Here is a 13,262-nt window from a genome sequence, read left to right on the forward strand (position 1 = left end):
ATCGTGGCGACACGCTTTAGAGTCCGATCCATGACTCGACCGGACTGGGCTCCAGAGCACATCGACATCACCCGCGCCAGCGTGGCCCGCGTCTACGACTACGCGCTCGGCGGCGCGCACAACTTCGCGGTCGACCGCGAGGCGGCCGAACTGGTCACCCAGGCGATGCCCGAGCTGCGCGACGTGCTGCGCGGGAACCGGGTGTTCCTCACCCGCGCCGTACACCACCTGCTGGACCTGGGCATCCGGCAGTTCCTGGACCTGGGCTCGGGCATCCCGACGGTGGGCAACGTGCACGAGATCGCGCACAAGGCCGACCCGGACGCGCGCGTGGTGTACGTGGACAACGATCCGGTCGCGGTCGCGCACAGCCAGGCCCTGCTCGCCGACAACCCGAACGCGACCGTGGTGGGCGCCGACCTGACCGATCCGGCCAAGGTGATCGACTCCCCCGAGGTGCGCAAGCTGATCGACTTCTCCCAGCCGGTCGGCGTACTGATCGTGTCGGTGCTGCACTTCCTCCCGGACGAGGCGGACCCCATCGGCGTGGTGCGCCAGTACATGGACGCGACCGTGCCCGGCAGCCACCTCGCGCTCTCGCACGCACACCGCAGCGAGGAGCGCCCCGCCGGGATGGACCGCGCACTCAGCGAGTACTCCTCCAACGTGCAAAAGATGCACGCCCGTTCGCACGACGAGATCCTGGCCGTCTTCGGCGGCCTGGAGCTGCTGCCCGCGCGGCTGGTCCCGGTGGACGTGTGGGGCCCGGGCGGCGCGCTCGGCGAGCCCGCCGTGAAGCTGCCTCAGTTGGCGGGCGTCGCGGTCAAGGCCTGAGCGGCCGGCACCGGATTGTAGAACTCGCGCTGGCCGACCACCAGACCGTCCCGGAAGGCCAGCACCGCGATGTAGGTGTTGGCGTAGGCGCGGTCGGTGGGCCTGGCCCGCCCCTCGCCGATGAACTCGACGATCACGGTGTCCGGGTCCACGCAGTCGTGGACCCGGGTCACCGTCAGCCGCAGCTCGAAGACGCCGAGCGCGATCGCCAGATAGGCGTCCACCGCGTCCTTGCCCTCGATCCGCACCGGCGGCGCGGCGTACGGGAACTCCAGGACGACGTCGGGGTGGTAGCAGGCCACCTGCGCGCCGCGGTCGCCCGCGCCCACCGCCGCCAACAGCCGCTCGGCGATCCGGACGTTGTGCGCGCGCCGCGCCCGGGCATGTTCGGGAACACCTGAGTCCATGGCCGCAGCCTGGCCCAGAACGGTTGTCGAGGGAAGATCACGCGGTGGCCGGTTGTCCCTCCCACGCCCGCACCGCACGGGTCTCCGGCAGCGCGGAGAAGCACGCCACGCTCAGCGCCGCGGCGGCCGCGAGATAGGCCGCGACGCTCCACGGGGTGCCGTCGCCTCGGGCCAGTTCGGTGGCCACGATCGGGGTCAGCGCACCGCCGAGCACGCCGCCCAGGTTGTACGCGGTGGACGCGCCGGTGCACCGCACGCGCGGCTCGAACAATTCGGACAGATAGGCCCCGACCACCGAGAACATCGCGATGAAGGCGACCAGGGTGCCCAGGCACGCGAGCGTCATCCACACCGGCTCGCCGGTGGCCAGCAGCCCCAGCATCGGGAACGCCCACAGGCCCATCGCCGCGCAGCCCGCCACACACAGCGGCTTGCGACCGTACCGGTCGCCGAGCAGCGCGAACAACGGGGTGGCCACGGCCTTGCCGACCACCGCGATCATGATGCACGCGAGCATCGTGGTGCGCCCGACCCCCAGCCTGCTGGTGGCGTAGTGCAGCGACCAGGTGGTGGTCAGGTAGAAGCCCACGTAGCCGCAGGTCAGCGCCCCGGCGATGAGCAGGATAAGCCGCCACTGGTCACGCACCACCTCGCGGAACGGGCTCGCCGAGAGTTCGTTCGCGACGGCCAGTTCGCGAAACGCGGGGGTCTCCTCGATCGAGGCGCGCAACATCAGTCCGACGCCCGCGAGCACGCCCGCGAACAGGAACGGCACCCGCCAACCCCAGGAGTGGAACTGGGCGTCGGTCAGCACCCCGGACAGGGTCAGCATGATGCCGTTGGCGAGCAGGAACCCGATCGCCGGCCCGGCCTGCGGAAAGCTGCCCCACAACGCGCGACGGCCCGGCGGCGCGTGTTCGGCCGCCAGCAGCACCGCGCCGCCCCATTCGCCGCCGACCCCGAGCCCCTGACAAAAACGCAGCAGCACCAGCAGGATCGGCGCGGCCAGGCCGATCCGGTCGTAGGTGGGCAGCAGTCCCACCAACACGGTGGCGACGCCGGTCAGCAGCAGCGAGACGACCAGGACCGGCCGACGCCCGCGCCGGTCGCCCAACCGGCCGAAGAGCACCGAGCCCAGCGGCCGCGAGACGAACCCGACCGCGTAGGTGGCGAACGCCGCGAGAGTGCCCGCGATCGGCGAGAACCCGGGAAAGAACAGCGGGCCCAGCACCAGGGCCGCGGCCGTGCCGTAGACGAAGAAATCGTAGAACTCGATCGACGTGCCGGCGAAGGACGCCGCCGCGATCCGGACCATGGAGACATTTCGCGTCACACCCGGCCCAACGATCGGGTCGAGGTGTGGTCACCCGTGCGGGCGTCACCCGTCCGGGGCGGTCTGTCGCGCCTTCCCGTGCGTCTCGGGTCGGCCGGGAGTACGCGCCTCACCCAGATCGGCCAGCCACGGCGCACCCGCGTCGTCGCCCACATGACCCAGCGCCCAGGCCGGGTTCCGGCACATCGCGGTCTGCACGATCTGGGTCCCCGGCAACGTCACCGGCCAGCACAGCAGATGACCCGCCAACCACCAGAACTTGCCCAGCACCGCGACCGAGAGGTCGTCCTCACCGGGCGGCCGGTCCCGGTACTCGTGCCGGTACCAGGTGCGCACCACCTGCGACCAGGACTGCTCGGCGATCACCGTGCCGTCCCGATCGCGCAGCGGCCCGTTGCGAAACGCCACGTCGCGCGCGATCCGGTGGGTCACCCGCAGGCCCAGCGCACGCCGCACCGGAGTGAGCACGATGGTCACCCCGCCGCACACCGACCAGGTCACCATCGACGGCCACAACCCGAACACCAGGAACAACACCGCACCCGCGGCGCCCAGCGGCAGGCCGACCGCGCGCGCCGCGACCGGCTCCGCGTACACCTTCAGCGGTGTGATCGGCACCCGGAAGACGGTGTCGGGCGCGGTGGCGTAGCGCGACTCGTCGAAGTCGAGCGCGCGCGCCCGGCGATACGTCCGGGTCTGGAACCACGGCAGGGTCAGGGACAACACCGCGCCTGCGACACCCAACACAAACCAGGGCAGGGACACCTCGGGCAGTTCCATCGCCACGTCACCCCTTAGCGCGTCGATGTCTCCACGGTCGCCCATGGCGGCCTCCGGCGGAAGAGCACAGCCGCCACAAGTGGCAGAAAATGTGCGCCTTCGCCCACCTCGGCACCCGCCGCGGTCGTCACACCCGGATCATCCGGATCATCCGGTCCAGCGCGGGGACGCCGCCATCGTCTTCAACTGCTCGATGGAGAGCAGCGGTTCGGGCAGTGGGGCCGACTCGGCGCTCCGGCCGTCGCGCACCTCCAGGGAGACCGCCAGGCCGCCCGGGCGGATGACCAGGAGCGAACGCGACTCGACCCGGCCGTCGTTCGCGACCACCTGATGGGTCACTCCGGGCGTTCCGTCCGCCAGCGTCACGTTCACACAGAAGTCCTCCTTCGTACCGACCGGGCAAGGCGTCACAGCCGGGTCCCGGGTCGAGCGCAGCCGCACGGTCAGGTCCGACATCGCCTCATGGAGGCCGCCGAGGACGAAGTTGCCCACGGTCGTCTTCACCGCGCTCCGTACCCGGATCCCCTTGGGCAGCACGGCCGACACCGGCTCGAACGCCGCGGGGGGCACGTCGGACGGGTCGACCCCCACCACGGTCCACGCCTGGCTGTGCGCGATGGCGGTCAACTCCTCGGGCCCCAGGACCTGGCGCGTTCCCCTCGGCGTGTCCACGAGCTCGCCGGCCCGGACCTGGACGCCGTCCGGCCGCGTGTACACGACGGCGTAGGACTGCCGTTCGGCCCCCGGCGGCCAAAACCCGGAAACCATGAGCACGCCCCCGTCCGGCTCCACCGTGCGGACACACCGGAGTCGCGAACCGCCATCCGATGACGGGCAATGCGGGCCACGCCACAGATCCTCGACCGAACCGAACAGCGGACGGGAGAGTTCCACCTCGAGCCCCGTGGAGCCGTTGTGTCCGGTGTAGGTGCCGGCGATCCGGGTTTGGCCCGGCACCGGGCCCTCGCGGCTCGGCTCGAAGCGGTCGGTACGACCACCGTCCGGCAGCGCCGCGCGCACGTACGGGACCAACTCCCTGCCGACGGGAAGTCTCGCCATCGCTTCGAGCCGCCTCGCGGCAGGGCCCGAATCGGCGCTCGACCCGGCGAGCACCCCGTCGGGCAAGCCCAGCCCGCCGCTTCCGCCCAGCACCAGTACGGCGGCCACCGCCGCGCCCACCGCCAGCCGCGCCCGGCGCTGCCGCCTGCCGAGCCGGATACCGCGCTCGATCAGATCGGGGCTGGGTCCGCGGAACTCGGCGACGGCCGAACGCATCGCGCCCGGCAGATCCCGCTCGAACCTGTCGTCGGCGTCCACGCTGATCAGCTCCCTTCCGTCGATGCGAGGCGATCCGGGCAACGGCGCCGCCCGGCCCCCGGGCGATCGCGGCGACCGGCCCCCATCGCCGGTCAACATGCCATGCCCAGGTCGACCAGTTCCGCGCCGAGCATCGCGCGCAGCCGATCCAACGCCCGCTTGGACCGCACCCGGACCGCCCCGGGCTTGATCCGCAGGACGTCCGCGGTCTCCTCGACCGACCGGTCCTCCCAGTAGCGCAGCACCAGCACCGCGCGATCGGCGGGCGAGAGTCGGGCCAGGCCCTGAAGCAGGGTCAGGCGCAGCTCGATGTCCTCACCGGGGGCCGGCGGCGGCTCCGGCAGCGCGTCGCTGGGGCGTTCCGAGGAACGCCTGAGCCGACGCACGGACAAGAAGGTGCGCACCAGGGTGGTGTGCGCGTACGCGATCGGCGACTCCATCTCGCGGATCCGCCGCCAACGCCGGTACAGCTTGCCCAGCGTCTCCTGGACCAGATCCTCCGCCGTGTGCCAGTCGCCGGTGAGCAGACAGGCCGTGCGCAGCAGTTGGCCGCTGCGGGCCCGCGCGAACTCGTCGAAGCTCGCGCCCCCGTTCCCGCTCATGGTGCCTCCGCGCCTCGGTGTCGTGCGAATAACGCCGCGACCCGCCAAGCGCGTTACACCCCCGCGTCACCGACGCCGGTAGCCGGTCGCGCCGTGGATGCGGCCCAGGTGTTGGCGCAGCGTGGACACCCGGGGATGTTGCGGGCCCAGCCGGTGCTCCTGCTCGGCCAGCAGCGGCACCAGCACGCTCTCGGACCGGTACGGGTCGCCGAGCGCGGCGAGCAGCAGCCCGATCCGCTCGCGCAGGTCGAAACCCTGGTAGACGTCGGCCTCCGGGATCCGCCGGTGCAGGTCGAGCAATCGCCGGTACTCGCCGAGCGCGGCGGGCAGTTCGCCCAGTTCCTCCAGGCACGCGGCGACCTGCCGGCCGTATTCCATCGCCTCCGCGTCGGTCGGCCCGCCGGACGCCGCGAACACGCCCGCGATGTATTGCAACTCGGGGAGCGCGCGCCGGAACTGACGGTCCGCCAGCAATGTGTCGGCGAGCGCCTGTCGCAACCCCAGGACGAGCGGGTCGCGTTCGCCGTGCCGGGCGATGGCCACCGGCAGGGCGGCACCGAGCACGTCCACGGCCTGGGTCAGCGCACCCTCGCCGAGCAGCCGGTTGGCCTCGTCGAGCGCACTGCGCACGTCCAACGTGGGCGGCGCGGCGGAGGGCACCGCCGCCCAGTCCGGATCGGCGCGCGGCACGTGTGCCGAGGGGCCCGCGCTCATCGCCCACGGCGGCGTGGGCGGGGCCGGCACCGACGCCCGCACCGGGCCGGGCACCCCCGGCAACGGCTGCGGCGCGGCCGGGAAACGCAGCGGGCGGGTCGGGTCCATCGGCGCGGTCGGCGCGAGCGCGTCGCCGCGACTCGCGGGCAGCAGCGGAACGAGCCGCCGGTAGACCTCCTGCGCGTTCGCGGGCCGCTGGTCGGGCTGCTTGCCCAGCAGGTCCAGCACGAGCCGTTCCAGCCCGGCGGGGATGTCCGGGCGGTGCGCGCCCAACGGCTCGGGCGTCGCGCTGAGGTGCCCGAGCATCACCGAGGCCATCGTCGGCCCGGCGAACGGCGCCCGCCCGGCCAGCATCTCGTACAGCAGGCAACCGAGCGCGTACAGGTCGGTGCGCGGCTCGACGATGCCGTTCATCTGCTCGGGCGCCATGTACGCGGGCGAGCCGGGCATCGCGCCGGTCGTGGTGAGCTTGGTCGACTCCGGGTCGAGCACCGCGGCCACGCCCAGGTCGAGCACCTTGACCGTGCCGTCGCGCCGGACCATCACATTGCGCGGCTTGAGGTCGCGGTGCACCACCGGCACCGCGTGCACGGCGGCCAGCACCGAGCAGATCTGCGCGGCCACCGCGACCGCCCACTCCCACGGCACCGGCCGGTTCTCCGCGATCAGGTCGGCCAGGTCGCAACCGTCCAGGAGTTGCATCACCAGATACAGGTCGCCCTCGTCGGTGCCACCGTCGAACACGGTGACCAGGCCCGGGTGATCGATGCCCGCGGTGACCCGGCACTCGCGCAGGAAGCGCCGTTCCATCGCGCCGCGGCCGCCGCCCCCCTCGACCAGGTCGGTGCGCAGCAACTTGACCGCGACCCGGCGCTGGAGGGTCTGGTCGTACGCCTTCCAGACCTGGCCCATGCCGCCGCGGCCGATCGCCGCGGACAGTTCGTAGCGGCCCGCGATCACCCGTCCGGGAGCGCTCATCGGGGCCCTCCGGGGTTGCCGCCGTCCTGCTCGCGCAGCCGCTCGCTGAGCCCTTGCAGTCGGGCCCGGGCACGCGCGGCGGGATCGTCGACCGGCACCGGCCCGGCGACGGGCGGCGGGGCGACCGGTCCGCGCGGGGTACCGGGCCCGACCGGCGGGCCGGGCACCAGGTAGCCCGGCGGGGCCTGCGGCGGGGCCGGGGGGTAGGCCATGGGATGCGGTCCGACGGGCGCCTGCGGCCACGGCGTGTACCCGGCCGGCCCGTACGCGCGCATCGCCCGGGCCCAGCGGGCGGATCCGACACACCACCAGACCGGCACCGCGACCATCAGCACCAGCAGCATGACGGTGCCCACGTCGTCCAGGATCGTCTGGGGTTCGGGCGCGCCCAGCGCCTCGCGCGCGGCCTGCTCGCCGCTCGACTCGCTGCCCATCACCAGGAACACGAAGGCGAGGACCACGCTCACCGAGGTGACCGCCAGGACCACCCAGTCCCAGTGCTTGCGGGTGCGAACTCCCGCCACGAGCGGGGGAATCCACGACAGCAGTCCGATCGAGAGGAACGCGACCGCGGCGAGGCCGACAAGCCCGAACCAGTGACCGGCGGTACCGCGTCTACCGGGCACCGGATCGCGCGACGGACCTTGCATGCTGTGTGACTCCCGAGGCTGTGGGACTCCCGAGGCCGGACGACTCCCCCGCGGGGCGAGCCGATGCCGCGTCCGCACCCGGTCTGCCGGGAGTCGCGGGCGATGGGCCGGGAGACGGCGTGCCGGAAGCCTATCGGCGGGACCGGCCGGCCGGCTGCCGACCTGGACAAGCGCCCACCCACAGACCGTTCGCCCACCGGTTCGGGTCCGGGGCGCGGGCGCGCCGGGGCACCGCGAACGCCGACACCGCGCACCCGGCGGGACACACCGGGCGCGGCGAGGGGTACCGTGCTCGGGTGTACCGCTTCCTGCTGACCCCGCGCTGGATCGCGATGGCGCTGCTCGTCCTCGTGCTGGTCCCGATCATGGTCGAGCTCGGTTTCTGGCAGTTCCACCGGCACGAGAACAAGGTCGCGCACAACGACCTGATCAGCGCCAACAGCAAGCGCGAGCCGGTGCCCGCGCAGGAGATCCTCGCGGTGGGCCGGAAGCTGCCCGGCGACCTCCAGTGGCGTCGGGTCACGGTGACCGGCACCTACGACACCGAGCACGAGATGCTCGCGCGCAACCGGTCGCAGAACAACGTGCCCGGCTTCTACGTGGTCACCCCGCTGATCACCGCCGACGGCCGCGCGCTGCTGGTGGACCGGGGCTGGGTGAAGAACCCGCCCACCGCCGCCGAGCGCCCCGAGGTGCCGCCGGCGCCGGCCGGGCAGGTCACGGTGACCGGTCGGCTGCGCCCGGACGAGACCCGCAAGGACTCCGGCATCCGCGACCTCGAGGTGCCCCAGGGCCAGGTGATGCGGATCTCCTCGTTCGAACTGGCCGCGAAGTTGCCGCATCCGATCCTCGGCGGCTATGTCGAACTCACCGAACAGACCCCGATGCCCGCCAAGGCACCGGCGCTGATCCCCGAGCCGGACGACGAGGACCTGGGCCCGCACCTGGCCTACGCGGTGCAGTGGTGGATCTTCGCGTTCGCGCTGCTGGCGATGCTCGTCAAGCTGGTTCGCAGCGAGGCCAAGGAGTTGGAGGCCGAGTTGGCCGCGCTGGACGAGGCCGACTCGGCGCCCGCGCCCGAGGAAGCGGCCAAGGTCTGAGGTGTCCCGGCCGGGACAACGCTCACAACCCCGCGACCAACTCCGGCAGCACCTCGCCGATCGGCTCGCGGATCACCGCGTCGGCGACCCGGTCGTAGGGCGTCTCCCCGGCGTTGACGATCACCAGCTTGGCCCCCGCCTCCTGCGCCACCCGGCACAACGACGCGGCGGGCTCGACCTGGAGCGAGGTGCCGATGGCCAGGAACACGTCGCCGATCTGCGCGGCGATCGCGGCCCGCTCCAGCACGCCGTGGTCGAGCCCCTGCCCGAACATGATCGTCGCGGTCTTCTGGATCCCGCCGCAGCGTAGGCAGCGCGGGTCGTCCTCACCCATCGCCACCCGCTCCAGCGCCGCGTCGAGCGTGGTGCGCGCGTCGCAGTCGGTGCACAACACGTAGAACATCGTGCCGTGCAACTCGATGATCTTCTCCGCGCCGGTTCCCGCCCGCAGGTGCAGCCCGTCCACGTTCTGGGTGATCAACGCGTTGAGCCGACCGGCCCGCTCCAGCGCGACCAGCGCGGCGTGTCCCGCGTTCGGCCCGGCCAGCCGCGCGGGGTTGTCCCGGCGCAGCAACCACGAGCGGCGGCGGATGTCCTCGTCGCCCATGTAGTAGCCGTAGGTGACCAGCTTCTCCGCGTCCGGGTCCTTGGTCCACACGCCCTGCGGGCCCCGGTAGTCGGGGATCCCGGAGTCGGTGGAGATGCCTGCCCCGGTGAGCACGGTGACCCCGTCCTCGGCCGCCCGGATCCACTCCCGCACCACGTCGATCTGCTCGGTCATGCCACCGAGGGTAGCGACCGGCCGAGCTGACGACCTGTCAATTACCGCGCGTCGGGGCCGGCACGAGGCAGGATGGTGGCATGGATCTTGGACTGCGCGATCGCGTGTATCTGGTCACCGGCGGCACCCGCGGCCTCGGCTTCGCCACCGCCCGCGCGCTGGTGGACGACGGCGCCCGGGTGGTGGTCACCGGGCGGGACGAAAAACGCGCGACGGAGGCCGTCGCCGCGCTCGGCGGGCCCGAACAGGCGTTGGGGATCGCCGCCGACAACGGCGACAGCGGCACCGCCGAGCGGCTGGTCGCGGCGGCGCTGGCCCGCTTCGAGCGGCTGGACGGCGCGTTGGTGAGCGTCGGCGGACCACCTCCGGGCGAGATCACCGCGATCGAGGACGACCAGTGGCGGGACGCGTTCGAGTCGGTGTTCCTGGGCGCGGTCCGGCTGGCCCGGGCGACCGCCTCGGCGCTGGGCACCGGCGGCGGATCGATCGGCTTCGTGCTGTCCTCGTCGGTGCGTCAACCGATCCCCGGCCTCGGCGTCTCCAACGGTCTGCGGCCGGGCCTGGCGATGGTGGCCAAGACCCTGGCCGACGAGCTGGGCCCGCGCGGCATCCGGGTGTTCGGACTGCTCCCCGGCCGGATCGACACCGACCGGGTGCGCGAACTGGACGATCTCAGCGGCGACGCGGAGGCGACCAGGGCCGCGCACACCGGAAGCATCCCGCTGGCCCGCTACGGCACCCCGGAGGAGTTCGGCCGGGTGGCCGCCTTCACACTGTCCCCGGCCGCGTCCTACCTGAGCGGCGTGATGATCCCGGTCGACGGCGGCCTGGCCCGCTCGTTGTGACACCCGTGCGGCTCGGGGCTCGACACCGATGTGGCCCGAACCCCGACGCGAGTGCAGCCGGAGCCCGACCCCGGTGACACCCGGGGCCCGACAGGAGTGGCGTCCGGGACATCACCCGGGCCCGAGACACGGGTGGGGCCCGGGACACGTCCCGGGCCCCACCGCCGTCCATCCGCGCCGCTCAGTCCAGGTGCCGCTTGGGCAATCCCCGGCTGGTCCGCAGGGTCATCATCGTGGGCAGTGTGTCCAGGCCCACCGCCTCGCGCGCGTTGGGCAACACCCGATCGCGCACCGCGCTCAGCAACGCGCGCGGCTCGGCGCCGGGTTCGGCCCGGACCATGACCCGCAGCGTCGGACCGTGCCGGCGGCGGATCAGATGCGCCGAGACGTGCTCGACGCCGTCCACGTACGACAGGTCGTCCTCGATCGCGTCGGCGAGCGCGTGGCCGGTCACCGTCAGCGTGTCCGCCTCGTCGCCGACCATGCCGAAGCCGGTGCCCAGACCGGACGGACCGTCGCCGGCCCCGTCCGTGGTGTCCTGCACCCGCAGCGAACGCACCGCCCGCCGGCCGAACTGCGCGAGCAGCCACCACAGCGCGAGCACCAGGATCAGCCCCGGCGCACCGAAGGCGACCCACCACCACCAGCCGTGGTCGGTGAGCCGCTCGGCCTGACTCGTGGTGACGAACGGCTTGTCCGCGGTGTGCAGCAGGTCGGGATACCAACCCCGCCCCCGGGCGGCGACGGCGAGCCCGCCGCCGATCAGGCCCAGACCGACGAGGAACAACAGGATCCGGTTGCAGACCGTACGCATGCTCGCCTCACCTCCCGCTCACGGGCTGAAGGCGCAGATCCACCCGTGGCACCCGGGCCAACGTGAGCGCGTTCGCGCGTTGCTCCAGTCGTTCCATCAACTCGTCGTGCAGGTCGTCCGGGTCGCGGAAGTGGTAGTCCACCCGCAGCACTGCCTTGCGCCGGCCCATCCGCACCCGCGCGTCCAGTACGCCCGAGGACGCCAGCGCGGTGTGCCGCAGGAACGAGGCGGCGGTGCGCCGGGTCATGTACACGGTCATCGCGTCGCCCGGCGAGCGCAGTCGCAGCAGGCTGCGTCGCCCGGGGGTGACCGCGAGCACGATCAGCCACAGGCCCAGCACCGCGGCGATCAGCCCGGCGGCGATGGTCGCGTTGTCGCGCCACACGTGCGTCTGGGCGCGCTCCAGGAGTTCGCGCGACCAGCGCGGGGCCCGGTCGATCCGGGCCGTGACGCCGATGTACAGCGCGGTGCCCGCGACGCCGCCGACGAGCAGCGCGACCAGCCCGGCCGGGAAGCCGCGCGTCGACCAGGCCCGGCGCACCTTCGCACCGTCGCCCCAGTCGTCGATCGCACCCGCCGATGTCTCGGCCGGCGAGGCACCGGAAGGCGCCTTTGGCGAAGCCTCCAGGCTCACTCGACTCTCCTCTTGCCGTGCCCCCCACGGGTCAACCGGCCGACCGTGACGTCCACCCGCACCACCGGCATCCCGGTCAGGTACTCCACGTCGGCGCGCACCCGCCGGCGAATCGTCCGGGCGATCTCGACCACGGGCCCGGGGTAGGGCACGTCCACGTCGAGAGTCACCGTCGCGTGGTCGTGGTGCATGGTGGCGCCCGCGCGCGGCGCGCGCAGCACGGTCTCCGGCGCGGCCTCGACGGTGGCCTCGCGTGCCGCGCGGGCGGCGATCTTCTCCACCACGCGCCCACCGATCTGCAGTACTCCGCGGTGCGCGGCCGGCGCCAGGCCCTCCGCCGGTACCGCGCGCATCAGCGCCGCCGGTTGCGCGAGCTGAACAGCTCGCCGAGGTCCAGGTCGCCGTCCAGGAAACGACCGACCAGGAAGCCGACCACCCCTAGCGCGGCGACCAGGAGAAAGGCCCCGAACCCGCCGAGCGCGGCGGCCAGGCCGAGGGCCATGCCGACCAACAGGCCGACCATGGGTGTAGTCATTGGCGAACGACTCCTCACTGAACCGACCATCGGTTGTTGTCGACCCTGTCGGGTCGGGTATCGAGAGACCGTGCGGATCCTTCGCGGATTCCACCGGTCCTCGCCCCGCCCGCTACTCGACGCGCGGGTTGTTGCGCCGTCGATGCCGCTCCGTCAACTGGCGCCAGAGCCGACCCGGCAGTCGGCCGCGGCGGTAGACCGTGGTCTCCGCCGCGGCCCCCGAACGAACCGGCGCCGATGGCCCGGCCGCGTCGATCAGCGCTCTGAACCGCTCCAGCCCGGCGACGAATTCCTCCGGGTCACCCCCACGATCGGGATGACTCGCACGGATGAATTCCCGGTATTCGCGCAGCAGTCGTCGCCGCGCGTCGTCGCCGGGCCCGACCGTCACTGAAGCTGGCGCTCCTTGGAGTCGTCTCCGTCGTACTCGATGTGGATGTCGTCCACCGCGATGTTGACCTCGACCACCTCGAGCGCGGTCATCCGCTCGACGGAGTCGATCACATTCTCTCGGACGGCCTGCGCCAATTCGGCGATGGGCACGCCGTAATCCACCACGATGTTGAGATCCACGGCACACTGCCGCTCGCCCACCTCGACGCTGACACCCTGCGCCACGTTGGGCTTGCCCCCCGGAATGCGCTGCCGCACCGCGCCGAACGCCCGGGCCGCGCCCCCGCCGAGCGCGTACACGCCGGGGATCTCGCGGGCGGCGATGCCCGCGATCTTGGCGACCACACCGTCCGCGATGGACGTGCGGCCCTTGTCCGTGGCCAGCTTGACGACCTCGGTCGAACGAGCCCCGCCCGCCGGCGAGCGCTCCTCGTCCTTCTCGAGCGCCTGCGTGCCGGTCTTGCCCTGGGTCGTTGTGTCCGCCATCGGCGCACTTCCTTCCTCGACTGCCCGAACCATGCGACCGGAACCCCACTCGGTCCCGC

General features: G+C 72.6%; 17 protein-coding genes. 3 read left to right on the plus strand and 14 right to left on the minus strand.

What is annotated here, in order from left to right; translation table 11 throughout:
• Window positions 1–30: 30 nt before the first annotated feature.
• The gene (locus ACIRL2_RS10915; RefSeq protein ID WP_402231625.1) at window positions 31–834 is read left to right on the plus strand and encodes an SAM-dependent methyltransferase; all 804 of its coding nucleotides are present in this window, start codon (window positions 31–33) and stop codon (window positions 832–834) included.
• Here the strand turns inward: ACIRL2_RS10915 and ACIRL2_RS10920 are convergent.
• From ACIRL2_RS10920 to ACIRL2_RS10950, 7 genes are all read right to left on the minus strand, one after another.
• Window positions 804–1,241, minus strand: coding sequence for a nuclear transport factor 2 family protein (locus tag ACIRL2_RS10920; RefSeq protein ID WP_402231627.1), 438 nt, complete (start codon window positions 1,239–1,241; stop codon window positions 804–806). The two genes, ACIRL2_RS10915 and ACIRL2_RS10920, sit on opposite strands and share 31 nt — an antisense overlap.
• Window positions 1,242–1,278: 37 nt before the next feature.
• Window positions 1,279–2,556, minus strand: a complete 1,278-nt coding sequence (locus ACIRL2_RS10925) for an MFS transporter (RefSeq protein WP_395862673.1) — start codon at window positions 2,554–2,556, stop codon at window positions 1,279–1,281.
• Window positions 2,557–2,619: 63 nt separating this feature from the next.
• On the minus strand, window positions 2,620–3,399 hold the full coding sequence (locus ACIRL2_RS10930) for a hypothetical protein (protein WP_402231629.1): 780 nt from the start codon (window positions 3,397–3,399) through the stop codon (window positions 2,620–2,622).
• Window positions 3,400–3,501: 102 nt separating this feature from the next.
• Window positions 3,502–4,671, minus strand: a complete 1,170-nt coding sequence (locus ACIRL2_RS10935; protein ID WP_402231631.1) for a hypothetical protein — start codon at window positions 4,669–4,671, stop codon at window positions 3,502–3,504.
• A gap of 92 nt (window positions 4,672–4,763) precedes the next feature.
• Entirely contained in the window at window positions 4,764–5,273 is a 510-nt protein-coding gene (locus tag ACIRL2_RS10940; protein WP_395862666.1) for a SigE family RNA polymerase sigma factor, read from the minus strand.
• Between the two features lie 66 nt (window positions 5,274–5,339).
• Entirely contained in the window at window positions 5,340–6,965 is a 1,626-nt protein-coding gene (locus ACIRL2_RS10945; RefSeq protein WP_395862664.1) for a protein kinase domain-containing protein, read from the minus strand.
• Window positions 6,962–7,615 carry a hypothetical protein gene (locus tag ACIRL2_RS10950; protein WP_402231633.1) on the minus strand — a complete coding sequence of 218 codons (654 nt, stop codon included), beginning with the start codon at window positions 7,613–7,615 and terminating at the stop codon, window positions 6,962–6,964. Before ACIRL2_RS10950 ends, ACIRL2_RS10945 begins: the two co-directional genes overlap by 4 nt.
• Before the next feature lie 296 nt (window positions 7,616–7,911).
• Between ACIRL2_RS10950 and ACIRL2_RS10955 the strand changes: the two genes are divergently transcribed.
• Entirely contained in the window at window positions 7,912–8,715 is an 804-nt protein-coding gene (locus ACIRL2_RS10955; RefSeq protein WP_395862660.1) for an SURF1 family protein, read from the plus strand.
• Window positions 8,716–8,737: 22 nt separating this feature from the next.
• Here the strand turns inward: ACIRL2_RS10955 and ACIRL2_RS10960 are convergent, their stop codons facing one another.
• Window positions 8,738–9,496 (minus strand): SIR2 family NAD-dependent protein deacylase, encoded by a 759-nt coding sequence (locus tag ACIRL2_RS10960; RefSeq protein WP_395862659.1) that lies wholly within the window; start codon window positions 9,494–9,496, stop codon window positions 8,738–8,740.
• 80 nt (window positions 9,497–9,576) lie between these two features.
• Here ACIRL2_RS10960 and ACIRL2_RS10965 point away from each other — a divergent pair, with 80 nt between their 5' ends.
• Window positions 9,577–10,341: an SDR family oxidoreductase gene (locus tag ACIRL2_RS10965; RefSeq protein WP_395862657.1), complete on the plus strand. Its 765-nt coding sequence runs from the start codon at window positions 9,577–9,579 to the stop codon at window positions 10,339–10,341.
• A gap of 181 nt (window positions 10,342–10,522) precedes the next feature.
• Here the strand turns inward: ACIRL2_RS10965 and ACIRL2_RS10970 are convergent, their stop codons facing one another.
• From ACIRL2_RS10970 to ACIRL2_RS10995, 6 genes are all read right to left on the minus strand, one after another.
• Window positions 10,523–11,155 (minus strand): hypothetical protein, encoded by a 633-nt coding sequence (locus tag ACIRL2_RS10970; RefSeq protein ID WP_395862655.1) that lies wholly within the window; start codon window positions 11,153–11,155, stop codon window positions 10,523–10,525.
• Window positions 11,156–11,162: 7 nt separating this feature from the next.
• On the minus strand, window positions 11,163–11,789 hold the full coding sequence (locus ACIRL2_RS10975; protein WP_395862653.1) for a DUF6286 domain-containing protein: 627 nt from the start codon (window positions 11,787–11,789) through the stop codon (window positions 11,163–11,165).
• Entirely contained in the window at window positions 11,786–12,142 is a 357-nt protein-coding gene (locus ACIRL2_RS10980; protein ID WP_402231637.1) for an Asp23/Gls24 family envelope stress response protein, read from the minus strand. Before ACIRL2_RS10980 ends, ACIRL2_RS10975 begins: the two co-directional genes overlap by 4 nt.
• Complete coding sequence (locus ACIRL2_RS10985; RefSeq protein ID WP_078977717.1) at window positions 12,142–12,324, minus strand: hypothetical protein; 183 nt, start codon at window positions 12,322–12,324, stop codon at window positions 12,142–12,144. The genes ACIRL2_RS10980 and ACIRL2_RS10985 overlap by 1 nt, the downstream gene beginning before the upstream one ends.
• A gap of 112 nt (window positions 12,325–12,436) precedes the next feature.
• Window positions 12,437–12,715: a hypothetical protein gene (locus ACIRL2_RS10990; RefSeq protein WP_395862649.1), complete on the minus strand. Its 279-nt coding sequence runs from the start codon at window positions 12,713–12,715 to the stop codon at window positions 12,437–12,439.
• The gene (locus tag ACIRL2_RS10995; protein WP_395862647.1) at window positions 12,712–13,203 is read right to left on the minus strand and encodes an Asp23/Gls24 family envelope stress response protein; all 492 of its coding nucleotides are present in this window, start codon (window positions 13,201–13,203) and stop codon (window positions 12,712–12,714) included. Before ACIRL2_RS10995 ends, ACIRL2_RS10990 begins: the two co-directional genes overlap by 4 nt.
• Window positions 13,204–13,262: the final 59 nt, after the last annotated feature.

Source organism: Embleya sp. NPDC127516, assembly GCF_044765325.1.
In the GTDB taxonomy this organism is placed as follows: domain Bacteria; phylum Actinomycetota; class Actinomycetes; order Streptomycetales; family Streptomycetaceae; genus Embleya.